We start from the raw sequence: 13,599 nt of genomic DNA, 5'->3' as shown, positions 1-13,599 counted from the left end.
GGCTGTGTGTTCAGTCGAAGTACAGATCGTGATGCAGCCGGCAGCCCGGATTGAAGACCGCCGAGCACGTCGGACACTCCGATGTCTCGAGGTAGGCGTCGATGCTCAGCAGCGAACCGCAGACGCCGCAGAGCACCGCCTGCGTCGAACGCTCGTCCGTCGACCACCGGCGCGCATCGTGCCGGGCGAGCTCCGCGTGACACAGGTGGCACGGGTACCAGTCGCGGCAGCACGCGAACTTGAGGGCGATGACGTCGAGCGGCCCCTGATAGTGCTCGCACCGGGTCTGGGCGTCGACCAGCAGGCCGTGCACGGTGGTCGCCCCGACCTCGGTCGGGCGATCGTCGGATCTACCTCTCCAGAGGGACGCGGTCGATACCTCAGGGTGATGCCCCACCAGCCACCTGCTTCCTAGCCTTCTGAGGTGGATGTTATCAACGAGCTGATCCTGCAGACCGTCGCCTCTCCCTGGCTGTACGCCGTGCTGCTCGCGGTGACGATCATCGACGGCTTCTTCCCGCCGGTGCCGAGCGAGACAGTCCTCGTGGCAGCCGCCGCGGTGCTCGCGTCGACCGGTGAGTTCTGGACGCTGTTGCCCCTCGGCCTCATCGCCGCTGTGGGGGCGACGATCGGCGACAACATCGCGTTCGCCCTCGGCCGCGGGCTGGGCACGACCCGGTGGGCATGGATGCGTCGTCCGCGGGTCGCCTCCGCATTCGCTCATGCAGAGAGAGCACTCGCGCACCGCAGTGCGGCGCTCATTCTGGGCGCCCGGTACATCCCGGTCGGCCGCGTCGCCGTCAACATGTCAGCCGGTGCCCTGCGCTTCCCCTGGCGGAGGTTCCTCCCGTTGAGCATCGTGGGAGGCATCAGTTGGAGCGCCCTGAGCCTCGCCATCGGACTTCTCGCGGGCTCGTGGATCAAGGACCAGCCGCTCGTGAGCGCCGGCATCGGCATCGCCGTGGCTCTCGTCATCGGGCTGGTGATCGACCGCGTCACGGCATCCCGTCGGCGACGCACCCGTGTTCTGCAACTGGCAGGATGACAGACATGGCACGTCGTCGGCCGCGCACCGAGCGCGCTCCCCGCATCAGCCGTCGCACCGCCGCGCTCACGGCGCTCGGCGCTGCGAGCCTCGTGCTGTTCTCGGTGCTCGTGCCGGTGCAGACCGTGCTGTACGGCACCTCGCTGCCGCTCTCGTTCATCCTCGGTGCCGCTCTGTGCGCCGCACCACTGATGTCGCTGCGTCACCCGCGATGGGCGATCGCGCTGTTCTGCGCTGCGGCGTTCACTCTTCCGCTTCTCGTCGTCCCGGCTCTCGCGACGGAGGCCCCCTGGCCGTGGTCTGTGCCCGCGCTGCTGACGTTCGTGATCCTGGTCGGCGTCGTGACCTTCGTGCACGGGGCCAGAGCGGGCGTCTTCCCCCTGGCCATCGGAGCTCTGCTCTCCCTCACGGCGCCGCTGCTGCGCCCCGAAGTCGTCGCCACTCCCGAGACGGCCGGCAGCGTCACCGCCGACCTCATCGTCACGACCTCCCTGGCCGCGGCGATGTTCCTGGTGGCGGTCCTCGTCGCCGGACGCGTTCGGGTGTCTGCCGAGCTCACCCGCGAGCGTGAGCACTCCGCCCTCGAGGAATCACGACGAGCTCTCGTCGAGGAGCGCACCCGCATCGCTCGCGAGCTGCACGACGTGATCGCGCACAGCATGTCCGTGATCCAGGTGCAGGCGTCGACCGCACGCTACCGGTTGCCCGAGATCGGAGATGCCGCGTCCGTGGAGTTCGACAGCATCGCGGCCACGGCGCGCACCTCGCTGACCGAGATGCGACGGATGCTCGGGGTTCTCCGCACCGAAGACCAGACGGCCGAGCTCGCACCGCAGCAGGGCATCGACGACATCCCGGCCCTCGTCGACACCATCCGTCGAGCCGGAGTGACCGTCGGCCTCGAGATCACGGGCTCCGTGACGGATGCGCCGCAGGCCGTCCAGATCGCGGCCTTCCGGATCGCCCAGGAGGCGTTGAGCAACGCGGTGCGACATGCATCGGGTGCCGCCGTCACGGTGCGCGTGCAGGCCGACCCCGACGCGGTCGGAATCCGCGTCCGCAACGGCCGTGCCTCGGGCTCACCCGCGTCTCCCGGCGGCGGATACGGGCTGCGTGGCATGCGCGAGCGCGTCGAGCTGTTGGGCGGCTCGTTCGACGCGGGCCCCACGACGGGCGGCGGCTGGGAAGTCATGGCCTCGCTGCCGCGCAGAGACGCACTACCGCGGGACAACACCCCAGAGCAACCCGAGGAGACCCCGTGACGATCAGCGTCCTCATCGCCGATGACCAGGCCATGGTGCGGGCCGGATTCGCCGCGCTCCTCGACGCTCACGACGGCATCCGTGTCGCCGGGCAGGCGGCCGACGGCGCCGAGGCCGTCGCTCTCGCCGCGCGGCTCGATCCGGACGTCATCCTGATGGACGTGCGGATGCCGGAGGTCGACGGCATCGAGGCGACCCGTCGCATCCTCGGTCCCGGCTACCCCGCAGCCCATGTGCCGCGGATCCTCATGCTCACGACCTTCGACATCGACGACTACGTGTACGACGCGCTCGAGGCCGGGGCGAGCGGGTTCCTGCTGAAAGACGCTCTTCCGGAAGAACTCGTCCACGCCGTGCGCGTGGTCGCCGGCGGCGACGCGTTGCTCGCCCCCAGCGTGACGAGGCGCATGATCGAGCAGTTCGCAGGGCGGCGGCCGCGCACACCGCGAGCCGCGACCTCGCTGGCCGAGCTCACCGACCGAGAGCGAGAGGTGCTCGTGCTCATCGGGCGTGGCAGATCGAACAGCGAGATCGCCGCCGATCTGTTCATCGCCGAGCAGACCGTGAAGACCCACGTCGGCAAGGTGCTGGCGAAGCTCCGGCTCCGCGACCGTGTGCACGCCGTGATCCTCGCGTACGACGCCGGCCTGGTCGAACCCGCATCCTGAGCCTCGCCAGGATCACACCCCGGTAGGGGTGCGAACCAGCCCTGGGGGTGATCCCCCACACGGCACCGCGTTCATACGCTCCTCGGACACCCCATCCGAGGAGGACTTCATGACCATCGTCGAGGCACCATCCCTCACCGCACTTCGAGACCCGCTGCCGGCAGGTCGCGACACCGCGATCGACTTCCTGCGTGCGGTCTGCGTCGCGGGCGTCGTGCTCCTCCACGCCATCATGGTCGGAGTCACCGTCGTCGATGGCAGCCCGGTGTTCGCGAACGCCAGCGATGGATCGTGGTGGATCGTGCCCGTCAGCTGGGTGCTCCAGGTGATGCCGCTCTTCTTCATCATCGGCGGGTTCGCCGGCTACATCTCCTTCCGGCGCACGCAGGCGCGCGGCGGCGCCGCGGCCTCCTTCATCGCCGCCCGGGTGCACCGGCTGCTGCGGCCGGCCCTGTTCGCGATCGGGATCGTGGGCGCGGCGCTCGCGGCGCTGAGCATCGCCGGCGTCCCGGCCGACATCATCGCCGTCGCCGGCTTCCGATACAGCCAGCCGCTGTGGTTCCTCGCCGTCTTCCTGGGGTGCCAGGCGCTTCTTCCCGCACTCGCGAAGGCTCACTCCCAGAGGCCGCTGATCACGGTGACCTCGCTGGTCGCGGCAGCGCTCGCCGTCGACGCGCTCCGGGCGATCACCGGATTCGAGTGGGTGGGCTTCCTGAATCTCGCGTTCGTCTGGCTCGCGCTGCAGCAGATCGGCTTCTTCCTCGCCGATGGCACGATCGACGGACTGAGCCGACGAGCACGGGCGATCGCGGGAGCTGTCGCGTCGATCACACTCGTCGGTGCCTTCACCACCGGCGTGTACTCCCCTGACCTCATCGCCAACATCAACCCGCCCACAGGTGCCCTGCTTCTCGTCGGAGTCGTGCACCTGAGCGCCGTCTCGCTTCTCCGCGATCGCATCGATGCGTTCAGCCGCCGCCCAGCCCCGGCCGCACTCGCCGCGTTCGTCAACAGACGCACCATGACGATCTACCTGTGGCACATGCCGACACTGCTCGCCATGGCCGGGATCTGCGCCATGGCCTCGCTCGGCAGCGGCATCGCGCTGCCGGAGCCGAGCACCCTCGCGTGGTGGGTGTCTCGCCCGCTCTGGCTCGCTTCCGCGCTGACTCTCACCGCGGCGATCGCGGTGGCGTTCACGCGCGTCGAGACGCAGCCGTCACCACCAGCCGCTGACTCGACTCGCCGGATCGCGATCGCAGCCGCACTCGGCGTCGCCTCGGTCGTGCTGCTTCTCGTAGCAGGAACGACGGTTCTGACGTCCGCACTCGCCGCCGGCGGAATGCTGCTCTCCCAACGCCTCGCACGCCGATCACACCAGACCGCGGGCGGCGAGAGCGTCGCCGACCTCGTCCGCGTGGCGTAGCGTCCTGACCATCAGCGGCACGGTGGTTCGAAGGCCCGGACGAACGCCGCGAGCCCGCTGCGCCTCCCGCACAGCATGGGCGAATCCGGCGACCACCGGAATCATCGTGAGCGTCAGCGAGATCGTCATCGCGACCGCATCGGCATCGACACCCAGCCGATGCAGCGGCCGCAGCATCCGATGCAGAACGGCGAGCAGATCACCCATCCGGGTGGTGATCGTGAGAAGCGCAGCCAGCAGGAGCAGCGACGCGACTCTGCTCGTGCTGATCCACGCGGTCAGCGGCGACACGAAGATCCACAGCGCCGTCCCGAGCACCAGCACGAGCCAGCGCAGCCGCCACATCTCGACGATCAGGACCCTCACCGGAAGCCCGGCGACGAGATAGAGCGTGCACACGACGACGAGCGAGACGGTGACGCTCCATCCGTCATGCGGGTACGCGGACGACACGAGCGCGAGCGCCGCGAAGAGCGCGAGTTTGGGCCCCGCCGACATCCGGTGGAAGATGCTGGCCCCTGGCCGGTACGACTGGATCATCCGCACCGCCCGCGGTACTCGGCGATTACCTCGTCCGGGGTGCCCGCTGCGATGAGCGAACCCGCGTCGAAGAGCACCGCATGGTCGCATCTCGCCGCGAGGTCGAGGTCGTGGGTGACGATGACGACCTGCGACGGCAGTGCCAGCAGCAGGTCGGAGACCCTTCGGGAGTTGCGCAGATCCAGCAGCGTGGTCGGCTCATCGGCCACGATCAGGCGCGGCTCGGCGATCAGAACCGACGCGAGAGCCAGCAGCTGCTTCTGACCGCCGGACAGGTCGGACGCGGGCACGTCCGCCCTGTCGGTCAGCCCGTGCTCGGCGAGTGCCCSGGCCACCCGGCTGGCGATCTCCGTGCGGGGCGAACCGCGCAGCGAGAGCGCGAGATCCTCAGCGGGCGTCGGCATCAGGATCTGCGACTGAGGGTCGGTGAAGACGAAACCGACCCTACGTCGAAGAGCCTTCGTGTCCCGCCGCGAATCGAGATCGTGAACCGTGGCTCGCCCTGCATCCGGCAGCACGAGGCCGTTCAGCAGACGCGCGAAGGTGGACTTCCCCGACCCGTTCGCGCCGATCACCGCGATCCTCTGCGCCGTGAGCTCGACACTCACGTCGCGCAGGATCGCCCGCCCTTCCCTCTCGACGGCGACACCGTCGAGCGAGATCGATCCGACCGCAGTCTCAGATCGCACGGACGGATGCGGGCGCTGCGATCGAACGCGCGGCGAACGCCCGGGGGTACGCGCGTCGCAGCGCGAGAACGAGCGCCGTCGCCGCGGCCGCTTTGAGCAGATCGCCGGGGAGGAACACCAGACTCGCGAGCGCGGTCGGGCCGAGTTCGAGCCCGAGAACGAGCGCTGTCACGGGGATCCCACAGAGATACACCACCAGGATGCCTCCGACGACGACGCCGAGGGCGATTCGCCACCAGCTGAGCCGACCGCGGCCCACGATGAGACCGATCACGATGACGCCTGCCACCCACCCGAGCAGATATCCGGCGGTCGGGCCGACGAAGACACCGAGGCCGCCGCGCCCACCGGCGAGGACGGGCAGTCCGATCGCCGCGAGAGCGAGCACCAGAAGAATCGAGAGCGGAGCCAGTCGGGGTCCGAGCACCGCACCGGCGAGCATGACCCCCAATGTCTGCGCGGTGATCGGCACACCGCCGGGAATCGGCACCGTCACCATGCCGAGAACGATGATGAGCGCGGCGAAGATCGCCACTCTTGCTAGTTCGCGACCGAGGTCATCGCGTTGCTGGGTCATGATCCGACACCTTCCTGAACATTGTTCACCTGAACGGTGTTCACTATAGTGATCACATGAGCCCAGAGCACAACTCCGCCCGTCACGACCGCGATGGCGTCGCACGCGTGGCGCTGGCCCTCCTCGACGAGGTCGGCCTCGCCGACCTGTCGATGCGCCGGATCGCAGGCAGGCTCGATGTTCAGCCGAGCGCTCTCTACTGGCACTTCTCGAGCAAGCAGGAACTGCTGGCAGAGCTCGCCGACCGGATCACCGCGGGGATCCCCCGCGACGATGCCGACGTGCTGACCACCGCGCGCGGCATCCGCGACGCCCTGTTCACCTACCGCGACGGTGCGGAGCTCGTGCTCAGCACCTATGCCCTGCGGCTCGGCTCGTCGTATGCCCAGACCGCGCTCGAGGCCGCGCTCGCGCGCCACGGGCACGCAGAAGCCGCCGATCGGGCAGCGGCGATGCTGCACTTCGTGCTCGGGCACGCGACACTCGTTCAGCAGCGCATGCACGCCGACAGCCACGGGGCCGCTCTCACCGACGGCACGGACGATGTCACCGCCGGCCTCGATCGGGTCTTCGACCTGGGCGTCACCGCGCTCGCAGGGGACTCGCTCGGTGCAGTGGTCAGCCCTCGGACGACTCCGCGGCATGGCCCAGTCTGAGCCCCGGCACCGACGCCAGCAGCACCAGACCGAGGCAGAACGCGAACACCACCCCGAACGATGCGGCCTCGCCGCCCAGCGTAGCGACGAGCAATCCGGCCAGCGCGATCGCCACAGCTGAGCCCGCGGCGTCGGAGATCGACAGCGCCGACGAGTTGAAGCCCTGATTGCCCTCGTTCGAATAGGCGAGGGCGAGCACAGTGAGGCGCGGATACAGCAGCCCCATGCCGCCGCCGGCGAAGCCCCACCCCACGACGACGAATACCGGCGACACTCCCCACTGCGCCGCAGCGAGCACGAGCACGAGCGCCACGAGGAGGAGCGACAGGCTGATCACGGTGATGCGGGTGTTGCCCAGTCGTTCTCCGAAGGCCCCCTGCAGCTGCGAAGCTCCGGCCCATGCGAAGGCGGCGAGCATGAGCGCGATCCCCGCCCAGGTCGCCGTGAAGTCGAAGCGCTCCATCAACAGATAGGGGACGTATGCCTCGGCCGCGAAGAACGCGCCTGCGGCGATGCCGCGCATGAGGACGACGCTCGGCAGACCGCGCCCGGCACGGAGGGTGCGCCGGGGAACGAGCGGCAGCAGCGCGACACCGATCACGATGACGGATCCGATCGCCACCGGCCATGCGAGGCGCACGGTCATCTCCGCCGTGAAGCCGATCAGCACGGCGAAGACAGCGACGACCACCGCGAGAACAAGGCGGATGACGAGCGCCCGGCGATTCTGCGGCTCGCCGCGTCCGAGGTCGACGCCTCGCAGCCGCGCCACGACGATCACGAAGGCGACGCCCGTCAGCACGGCGACGCCGAGGAAGGCCCAGCGCCAATCGAGGTACTCGGCGACCGCCCCGGCGAGGAAGGGACCGATCATCGACGGCACCACCCATGCGGCGGCGAACGCCGCGAACACTCTGCCGTGAAGTTGCGGTGGATACAGCCGAGCGACCACGACGTACAGCGCCACGGTCTGTCCTCCCGCGCCGAGCCCCTGCACCAGGCGCCCGATGAGGAACTGGTCCATCGTCACGGCGAAGCCCGACAGCAGCAGACCGGCGATGAACAGCGACACCGCGGCGTACAGGGCACCACGGGGCCCTCGAGCATCCGACCAGGCACCCGCGGCGACCATCCCGATCACACTTGTCGCGAGCGTGCCGGCGAAGGCTACGGCGTACAGATCGCGTCCGTCGAGCGCCTCACTGACGATCGGCATGACGGTCGTGACAGCCAGCGCCTCGATTGCGGCGAGGAAGATCAGCGCGAACGCACCGGCAGTGACCCAGAGTCGTTCTCGGTCCCAGATCGAGGCGGTCGGCCGCTGCTCGGTCRTCATCGGCCCACGAGCGTCGCGATGCGCTCGATGGCCTCGGTGATGATCTCCGGGCTCGTGCCGAAGTTCAGTCGGACGAAACCCCTGCCCGGCTCGCCGAAGGCGGGGCCGAAGTGCAGGGCGACTCCGGCCTCCTTCAGGATCCGTCGCGCGGGGTTGTCTCCCCATTCCAGTCCCGAGAGGTCGATCCAGGCCAGGTATCCGGCATCGGGGATCCGATAGCGCGCGGCAGAGATCTTCGACGCCAGCAGATCCTCGAGCAGCACGCGATTCTCGTCGAGCGTTCTGAGCAGCCCATCGAGCCACTCGTCGCTCTCCTCCGAGAATGCGGCCACAGCCGCGAGGAGGCCGAACTGCCCGGTGCGCCACTCGACCTCGATAGGAAGCCCGCGCACGATGGCGCTGGTGCGATCGGACGCAGTCACCATGAGCGCGCACTTGAGACCCGCGAGATTGAAGGCCTTGCTCGCACTCACGACGGCGTAGCCCACGCGCTCCGCAGCTTCGCCCGTGTCGAGGAAGGGCGTGAACCCGGTGCCCGGCTGCGCGAGCGGTGCATGGATCTCATCCGAGATCACCGCAGCACCGAACTCATCGGCGATCTCGGCGAGAGCGGTCAGCGAGTCGCGGCTGTGCACCGTGCCGGTCGGGTTGTGCGGATTGCAGAGCAGCATGGCCGTGGCGCCGTCGTCGAAAGCCGCGCGGATGCCGTCGAGATCGAGTTCCCACGCCGTGCCGGTGTCGAGCAGCGGCACCCGCGCGACCTCTGCCCCGGCCTCGGAGACCAGGTCGAAGAACGGTGGGTACACCGGTGTGGTGACGACCACGCGCTCCCCCGGCTGCGTGACGCGGCGCAGGATCTCGACGATCCCCATGCTCACATCGGCGGTCGTGCGCATCCGCGACGGATCCGCATGCCAGCCGTAGCGACGCATCGCGAAGGCGGCATAGGTCTCGGGAAGAGGCGTCCGCGATGCGATGTATCCGGTGTCGCCGTTGTCGACAGCGCGTCGAAGAGCCGAGGAGATCGCCGGCGCCAACGGGAAGTCGGTCTCCGCGACGAAGAGCGGCAGGACATCGGCGGGATACTCCCGCCACTTCTCGCTGCTGCGCTCGCGAAGCTCTGCCAGAGGCAGGGCCTTGACCTCGAGCATCCTCAGATGGCGAAGCCGAGAGCGCGCATCATGTCGCGCCCGTCGTCCGTGATCTTCTCCGGGCCCCACGGCGGCATCCACACCCAGTTGATGCGGAAGCGATCGACGACGCTGTCCAGAGCCTGAGCGGTCTGGTCCTCGAGCACGTCGGTCAACGGGCAGCCTGCGCTGGTGAGCGTCATGTGGATGACGAGAGCATCGTTCTCGTCATCCCACGCAAGATCGTAGATGAGGCCGAGGTCGACGACGTTGATCCCGAGTTCCGGGTCCATGACGTCTTTGAGAGCCTCGGTGACCTCGTCGTACTTCTCGTCGGTGAGGGTGGCTGTCATGCCAATCAGCCTACGCCTCGATCGGGGCTGCGGGGTCGAGGAAACGGTCGTATCCCTCGTCCTCGAGCCGGTCGGCGAGCTCCGGGCCGCCCTCTTCGACGATCTTGCCCGCAACGATCACGTGCACGAAGTCAGGGCGGATGTAGCGGAGGATGCGGGTGTAGTGCGTGATCAGCAGCACGCCGAGACCCGTGGCCTCCTTGGCGCGGTTGACGCCCTCGGAGACGATCTTCAGCGCGTCGACGTCGAGGCCGGAGTCGGTCTCGTCGAGGACGGCGAACTTGGGCTTGAGCACCTCGAGCTGAAGGATCTCGTGACGCTTCTTCTCGCCGCCGGAGAAGCCCTCGTTGACGTTGCGCTGGGCGAACTTCGGGTCCATACGGAGGTTGGACATGGCCGTCTTGACGTCCTTCGTCCACCCGCGGATCGCCGGCGCCTCGCCGTCGATCGCGGTCTTGGCAGTGCGGAGGAAGTTCGTCACCGTCACGCCGGGGATCTCGACCGGGTACTGCATCGCGAGGAAGAGTCCCGCACGAGCTCGCTCGTCGACGCTCATCGCGAGGACGTCCTGGCCGTCGAACGTGATCGAGCCGGACGCCACCGTGTACTTCGGGTGACCGGCGATCGTGTAGGCGAGCGTCGACTTGCCTGAGCCGTTGGGGCCCATGATCGCGTGCGTCTCACCCGTGTTCATCGTGAGGGTGATTCCGTTGAGGATCGGGGTGATTCCCGCCTCGGTCTCGACCGTCACGTAGAGGTCGCGGATTTCGAGAACAGACATTCAGACTTCCTTCGTCACAGTCGGGTCGATGAGCACGTCGTCGCCGTCGATCTCGACGACGTAGACCGGAACGGGCTCATAAGCAGGGAGATTCTGGGGCTTGCCGGTGAGCAGCGAGAACGCGGAGCCGTGGGCCCAGCATTCCACTGTCTCTCCTTCGACGAAGCCCTCGGAGAGTGAGATGTCACCGTGGGTGCAGGTGTCTCCGATGGCGTGGATGACGCCTTCGGAGTCCTTGATGACGGTGATCGGCACGCCGTTCGGCTCGACACGCAGCGGCATGTCCTGCTCGAGCTCGGCGACGCCGCAGACGCGCTCTGCGGTCATGCGTTCACCTCGGCGAGCTCCGTCTCGATCGCGGCGAGAAGCTCGGCCTCCAGCGCGGGGATCCCCAGACGCTGGACGATGTCGGTGAGGAAGCCGAGCACGACGAGGCGGCGCGCTTCCTCTTCGCTGATCCCTCGGGCCTGCAGGTAGAACAGCTGCTCGTCGTCGAAACGACCGGTGGCGCTGGCGTGGCCCGCGCCGAGGATGTCTCCGGTCTCGATCTCCAGGTTCGGGATCGAGTCGGCGCGAGCGCCCTCGGTGAGCACCAGGTTGCGGTTCGCCTCGTACGAGTCGGTGCCGTTCGCGTCGGCGCCGATCAGCACGTCGCCGATCCAGACGCTGTGCGCGCCCTGGCCCTGGAGCGCACCCTTGTAGAGGACGTCGCCCTTGGTGTGCGGCCCCTTGTGGTGCAGGAAGACCTGGCTCTCGAGGTGCTGGCCTGCGTCGGCATACGAGAGGCCGTAGAGGTATCCCTCCGAGCCCGCACCCGCGAGCTCGACGCTCGGGTTCACACGGACGACGCCGCCGCCGAAGCTGATGACGAAGTGCTTGAGCGTGGCATCCGCGTCGACGCGAGCCTGGTGAGCGGACGTGTGCACGGCCTCGTCCTGCCACTGCTGCAGGCTGATGACGGTGAGCTTCGCTCCGTCACGCACGATGATCTCGACGTTCTGCGAGTACTGCGCCGCGCCCGTGTGCTGGAGCACGACGGTTGCGGAGCTGTGCTCGAGCGCCTCGATCACGATGTGGGCGTCGGCCCGTCGGTCTGCACCGAGTCCGTCGATCGCGAGGAAGACCGGCTCAGCGACCTCTTCTTCACGCGGGATGCGGATGTGGAGCGCTTCGGTTGCGCCCTGCCACGCGATCGCGGCGGTGATGTCCTCCGCAAGGAAGACCTCCCCGCGCGGTGCGTCGCCGGCGGCCAGCGGCGCCGACACGTACTGCTCTCCCGAGTTGAAGGAGTAGCTCACGCCGTCGCCCGCGCCCGCGACCTCGAAGAGAGGCGAGAGCTTGGCGACCGGGGTGTGCTTCCAGTTGACCTCGCGACCGGTGGGAGCACCGAAGTCATCCGGGTCGAAGGAGTGGGGGCGCTCCGAGCGGGTCTGCACCGGGACGAATCCGGCGGAGGAGACCTGTGCTGCGGGGTCGATGTGCGCGTTCGTGTGCTGCGCCTCGCTGGGCGCTGTCGTCGAGGCCGCCATTTAGCCGACCGATCCTTCCATGCCCATTTCGATGAGCTTGTTCAGTTCCATCGCGTACTCCATGGGCAGTTCCCGTGCGATCGGCTCGATGAAGCCGCGCACGATCATCGCCATCGCCTCGTCCTCGGGCATGCCGCGAGACTGCAGGTAGAAGAGCTGCTCCTCACTGACCTTCGAGACTGTCGCCTCGTGGCCGAGCTGCACGTCGTCCACACGGATGTCGATCGCGGGATATGTGTCGGAGCGCGATTTGGTGTCGACCAGCAGGGCGTCGCAGCGCACGGTGTTCGCGGAGTGGTGCGCGTTGGCGTCCACTCGGACCTCGCCGCGGTATCCCGCACGACCGCCACCACGGGCGATCGACTTCGACACGATCGACGACTGGGTGTACGGCGCCATGTGGATCATCTTCGCGCCGGCGTCCTGGTGCTGCCCCGGGCCTGCGAAGGCGACCGAGAGCGTCTCGCCCTTGGCGTGCTCGCCCATCAGGTAGATCGACGGGTACTTCATCGTCACCTTGGAGCCGATGTTGCCGTCGACCCATTCCATCGTCGCGCCTTCGTGCGCGACCGCACGCTTGGTGACGAGGTTGTAGACGTTGTTCGACCAGTTCTGGATCGTCGTGTACCGAACGCGGGCGTTCTTCTTCACGATGATCTCGACCACGGCCGAGTGCAACGAGTCCGACTTGTAGATCGGAGCCGTGCAGCCCTCGATGTAGTGGACGTAGCTGTCCTCGTCGGCGATGATCAGCGTCCGCTCGAACTGACCCATGTTCTCGGTGTTGATGCGGAAGTAGGCCTGGAGCGGGATCTCGACGTGCACGCCCTTGGGGACGTAGACGAACGAGCCTCCGGACCACACGGCGGTGTTCAGGGCGGCGAACTTGTTGTCACCGGCCGGGATCACCGAGCCGAAGTACTCCTCGAAGAACTCGGGGTGCTCGCGCAGAGCGGTGTCGGTGTCCATGAAGATGACACCCTGCTCCTCCAGGTCCTCGCGGATCTGGTGGTAGACGACCTCGGACTCGTACTGAGCGGCGACGCCCGCGACGAGGCGCTGGCGCTCGGCCTCGGGGATGCCGAGGCGCTCGTAGGTCTCGCGGATCTCCGCGGGGAGGTCCTCCCAGGACTGCGCCTGCTTCTCCGTGGAGCGCACGAAGTACTTGATGTTGTCGAAGTCGATCTCGCTGAGGTCTGCACCCCACGTCGGCATCGGCTTGCGTCCGAAGAGCTGATAACCCTTGAGACGGGTCTTCAGCATCCATTCGGGCTCGTGCTTGAGCGCCGAGATCCCGCGAACCACCTCTTCGGAGATTCCACGCTTGGCGATGGCTCCGGCGGCATCTTCGTCATGCCATCCGAATTCGTACACCCCCAGGCCGTCAAGCTCCGGGCGGTCGATCAGCACATCCGACATCACACACTCTCCTCACAGGTCCCAAACGGTGTCATCCGCCCCGACACACCTGATCCCCGTCGAGTCTGCGGGAGCGGGTGCCGTTGGTGGGCCCTCATCACCGGCGCATCCATCGCGCCTAAACTGTTAGTGATGCTTCAGCGCGGTAAGCGCTCATCACAACAATCCGATTCTACAGGTTCCGCCTG

At 67.8% G+C, this 13,599-nt stretch carries 16 protein-coding genes; 5 read left to right on the top strand and 11 right to left on the bottom strand.

The features are described 5' to 3' along the window. Positions 1-10 precede the first annotated feature (10 nt). Positions 11-313, bottom strand: a complete 303-nt coding sequence (locus AC04ME_RS07440) for a CHY zinc finger protein (RefSeq protein WP_475434343.1) — start codon at positions 311-313, stop codon at positions 11-13. Positions 314-424: 111 nt separating this feature from the next. On the opposite strand from AC04ME_RS07440, the gene AC04ME_RS07435 reads away from it, so the two are divergent. The 4 genes from AC04ME_RS07435 to AC04ME_RS07420 all read left to right on the top strand — a co-directional run bounded on the left by AC04ME_RS07435 (position 425) and on the right by AC04ME_RS07420 (position 4,401). Further along, entirely contained in the window at positions 425-1,045 is a 621-nt protein-coding gene (locus AC04ME_RS07435) for a DedA family protein (RefSeq protein ID WP_475434342.1), read from the top strand. Between the two features lie 5 nt (positions 1,046-1,050). Continuing rightward, positions 1,051-2,307, top strand: a complete 1,257-nt coding sequence (locus tag AC04ME_RS07430; protein WP_475434340.1) for a sensor histidine kinase — start codon at positions 1,051-1,053, stop codon at positions 2,305-2,307. Then, positions 2,304-2,975, top strand: a complete 672-nt coding sequence (locus AC04ME_RS07425; protein ID WP_042537568.1) for a response regulator — start codon at positions 2,304-2,306, stop codon at positions 2,973-2,975. The genes AC04ME_RS07430 and AC04ME_RS07425 overlap by 4 nt, the downstream gene beginning before the upstream one ends. A 109-nt stretch (positions 2,976-3,084) precedes the next feature. Continuing rightward, complete coding sequence (locus AC04ME_RS07420) at positions 3,085-4,401, top strand: acyltransferase family protein (protein WP_475434337.1); 1,317 nt, start codon at positions 3,085-3,087, stop codon at positions 4,399-4,401. Here AC04ME_RS07420 and AC04ME_RS07415 read toward each other — a convergent pair. From AC04ME_RS07415 to AC04ME_RS07405, 3 genes are read right to left on the bottom strand one after another with little or no spacing between them, the layout of a single operon-like run. Beyond that, complete coding sequence (locus AC04ME_RS07415; RefSeq protein ID WP_042537570.1) at positions 4,348-4,941, bottom strand: energy-coupling factor transporter transmembrane component T family protein; 594 nt, start codon at positions 4,939-4,941, stop codon at positions 4,348-4,350. The two genes, AC04ME_RS07420 and AC04ME_RS07415, sit on opposite strands and share 54 nt — an antisense overlap. Next, positions 4,938-5,630, bottom strand: a complete 693-nt coding sequence (locus AC04ME_RS07410; protein WP_475434336.1) for an energy-coupling factor ABC transporter ATP-binding protein — start codon at positions 5,628-5,630, stop codon at positions 4,938-4,940. The genes AC04ME_RS07415 and AC04ME_RS07410 overlap by 4 nt, the downstream gene beginning before the upstream one ends. Then, the gene (locus AC04ME_RS07405; RefSeq protein ID WP_042537572.1) at positions 5,620-6,207 is read right to left on the bottom strand and encodes a biotin transporter BioY; all 588 of its coding nucleotides are present in this window, start codon (positions 6,205-6,207) and stop codon (positions 5,620-5,622) included. The genes AC04ME_RS07410 and AC04ME_RS07405 overlap by 11 nt, the downstream gene beginning before the upstream one ends. Before the next feature lie 56 nt (positions 6,208-6,263). On the opposite strand from AC04ME_RS07405, the gene AC04ME_RS07400 reads away from it, so the two are divergent. Next, positions 6,264-6,863 (top strand): TetR family transcriptional regulator, encoded by a 600-nt coding sequence (locus AC04ME_RS07400; RefSeq protein WP_042537574.1) that lies wholly within the window; start codon positions 6,264-6,266, stop codon positions 6,861-6,863. On the opposite strand, the gene AC04ME_RS07395 is transcribed toward AC04ME_RS07400, so the two are convergent. The 7 genes from AC04ME_RS07395 to sufB are packed head-to-tail and all read right to left on the bottom strand — an operon-like array spanning position 6,826 to position 13,411. Then, positions 6,826-8,199: an MFS transporter gene (locus tag AC04ME_RS07395; RefSeq protein ID WP_475434333.1), complete on the bottom strand. Its 1,374-nt coding sequence runs from the start codon at positions 8,197-8,199 to the stop codon at positions 6,826-6,828. The two genes, AC04ME_RS07400 and AC04ME_RS07395, sit on opposite strands and share 38 nt — an antisense overlap. After that, a complete protein-coding gene (locus AC04ME_RS07390; protein ID WP_475434332.1) occupies positions 8,196-9,350 on the bottom strand; it encodes a MalY/PatB family protein in 1,155 nt (384 codons plus the stop codon). Before AC04ME_RS07390 ends, AC04ME_RS07395 begins: the two co-directional genes overlap by 4 nt. 2 nt (positions 9,351-9,352) lie before the next feature. Then, positions 9,353-9,682: a metal-sulfur cluster assembly factor gene (locus tag AC04ME_RS07385; protein ID WP_042537580.1), complete on the bottom strand. Its 330-nt coding sequence runs from the start codon at positions 9,680-9,682 to the stop codon at positions 9,353-9,355. Between the two features lie 10 nt (positions 9,683-9,692). Further along, positions 9,693-10,463, bottom strand: coding sequence for a Fe-S cluster assembly ATPase SufC (gene sufC / locus AC04ME_RS07380; protein WP_042537582.1), 771 nt, complete (start codon positions 10,461-10,463; stop codon positions 9,693-9,695). Next, the gene (locus AC04ME_RS07375) at positions 10,464-10,790 is read right to left on the bottom strand and encodes a non-heme iron oxygenase ferredoxin subunit (RefSeq protein WP_042537584.1); all 327 of its coding nucleotides are present in this window, start codon (positions 10,788-10,790) and stop codon (positions 10,464-10,466) included. Then, positions 10,787-11,992, bottom strand: coding sequence for a Fe-S cluster assembly protein SufD (sufD, locus tag AC04ME_RS07370; protein ID WP_042537587.1), 1,206 nt, complete (start codon positions 11,990-11,992; stop codon positions 10,787-10,789). The genes AC04ME_RS07375 and sufD overlap by 4 nt, the downstream gene beginning before the upstream one ends. Next, positions 11,993-13,411 carry a Fe-S cluster assembly protein SufB gene (sufB, locus tag AC04ME_RS07365; RefSeq protein WP_042537589.1) on the bottom strand — a complete coding sequence of 473 codons (1,419 nt, stop codon included), beginning with the start codon at positions 13,409-13,411 and terminating at the stop codon, positions 11,993-11,995. Between the last annotated feature and the right edge of the window lie 188 nt (positions 13,412-13,599).

The organism is Microbacterium sp. LjRoot205, from assembly GCF_056175745.1.
This window is presented reverse-complemented; position numbering and strand designations above follow the sequence as displayed.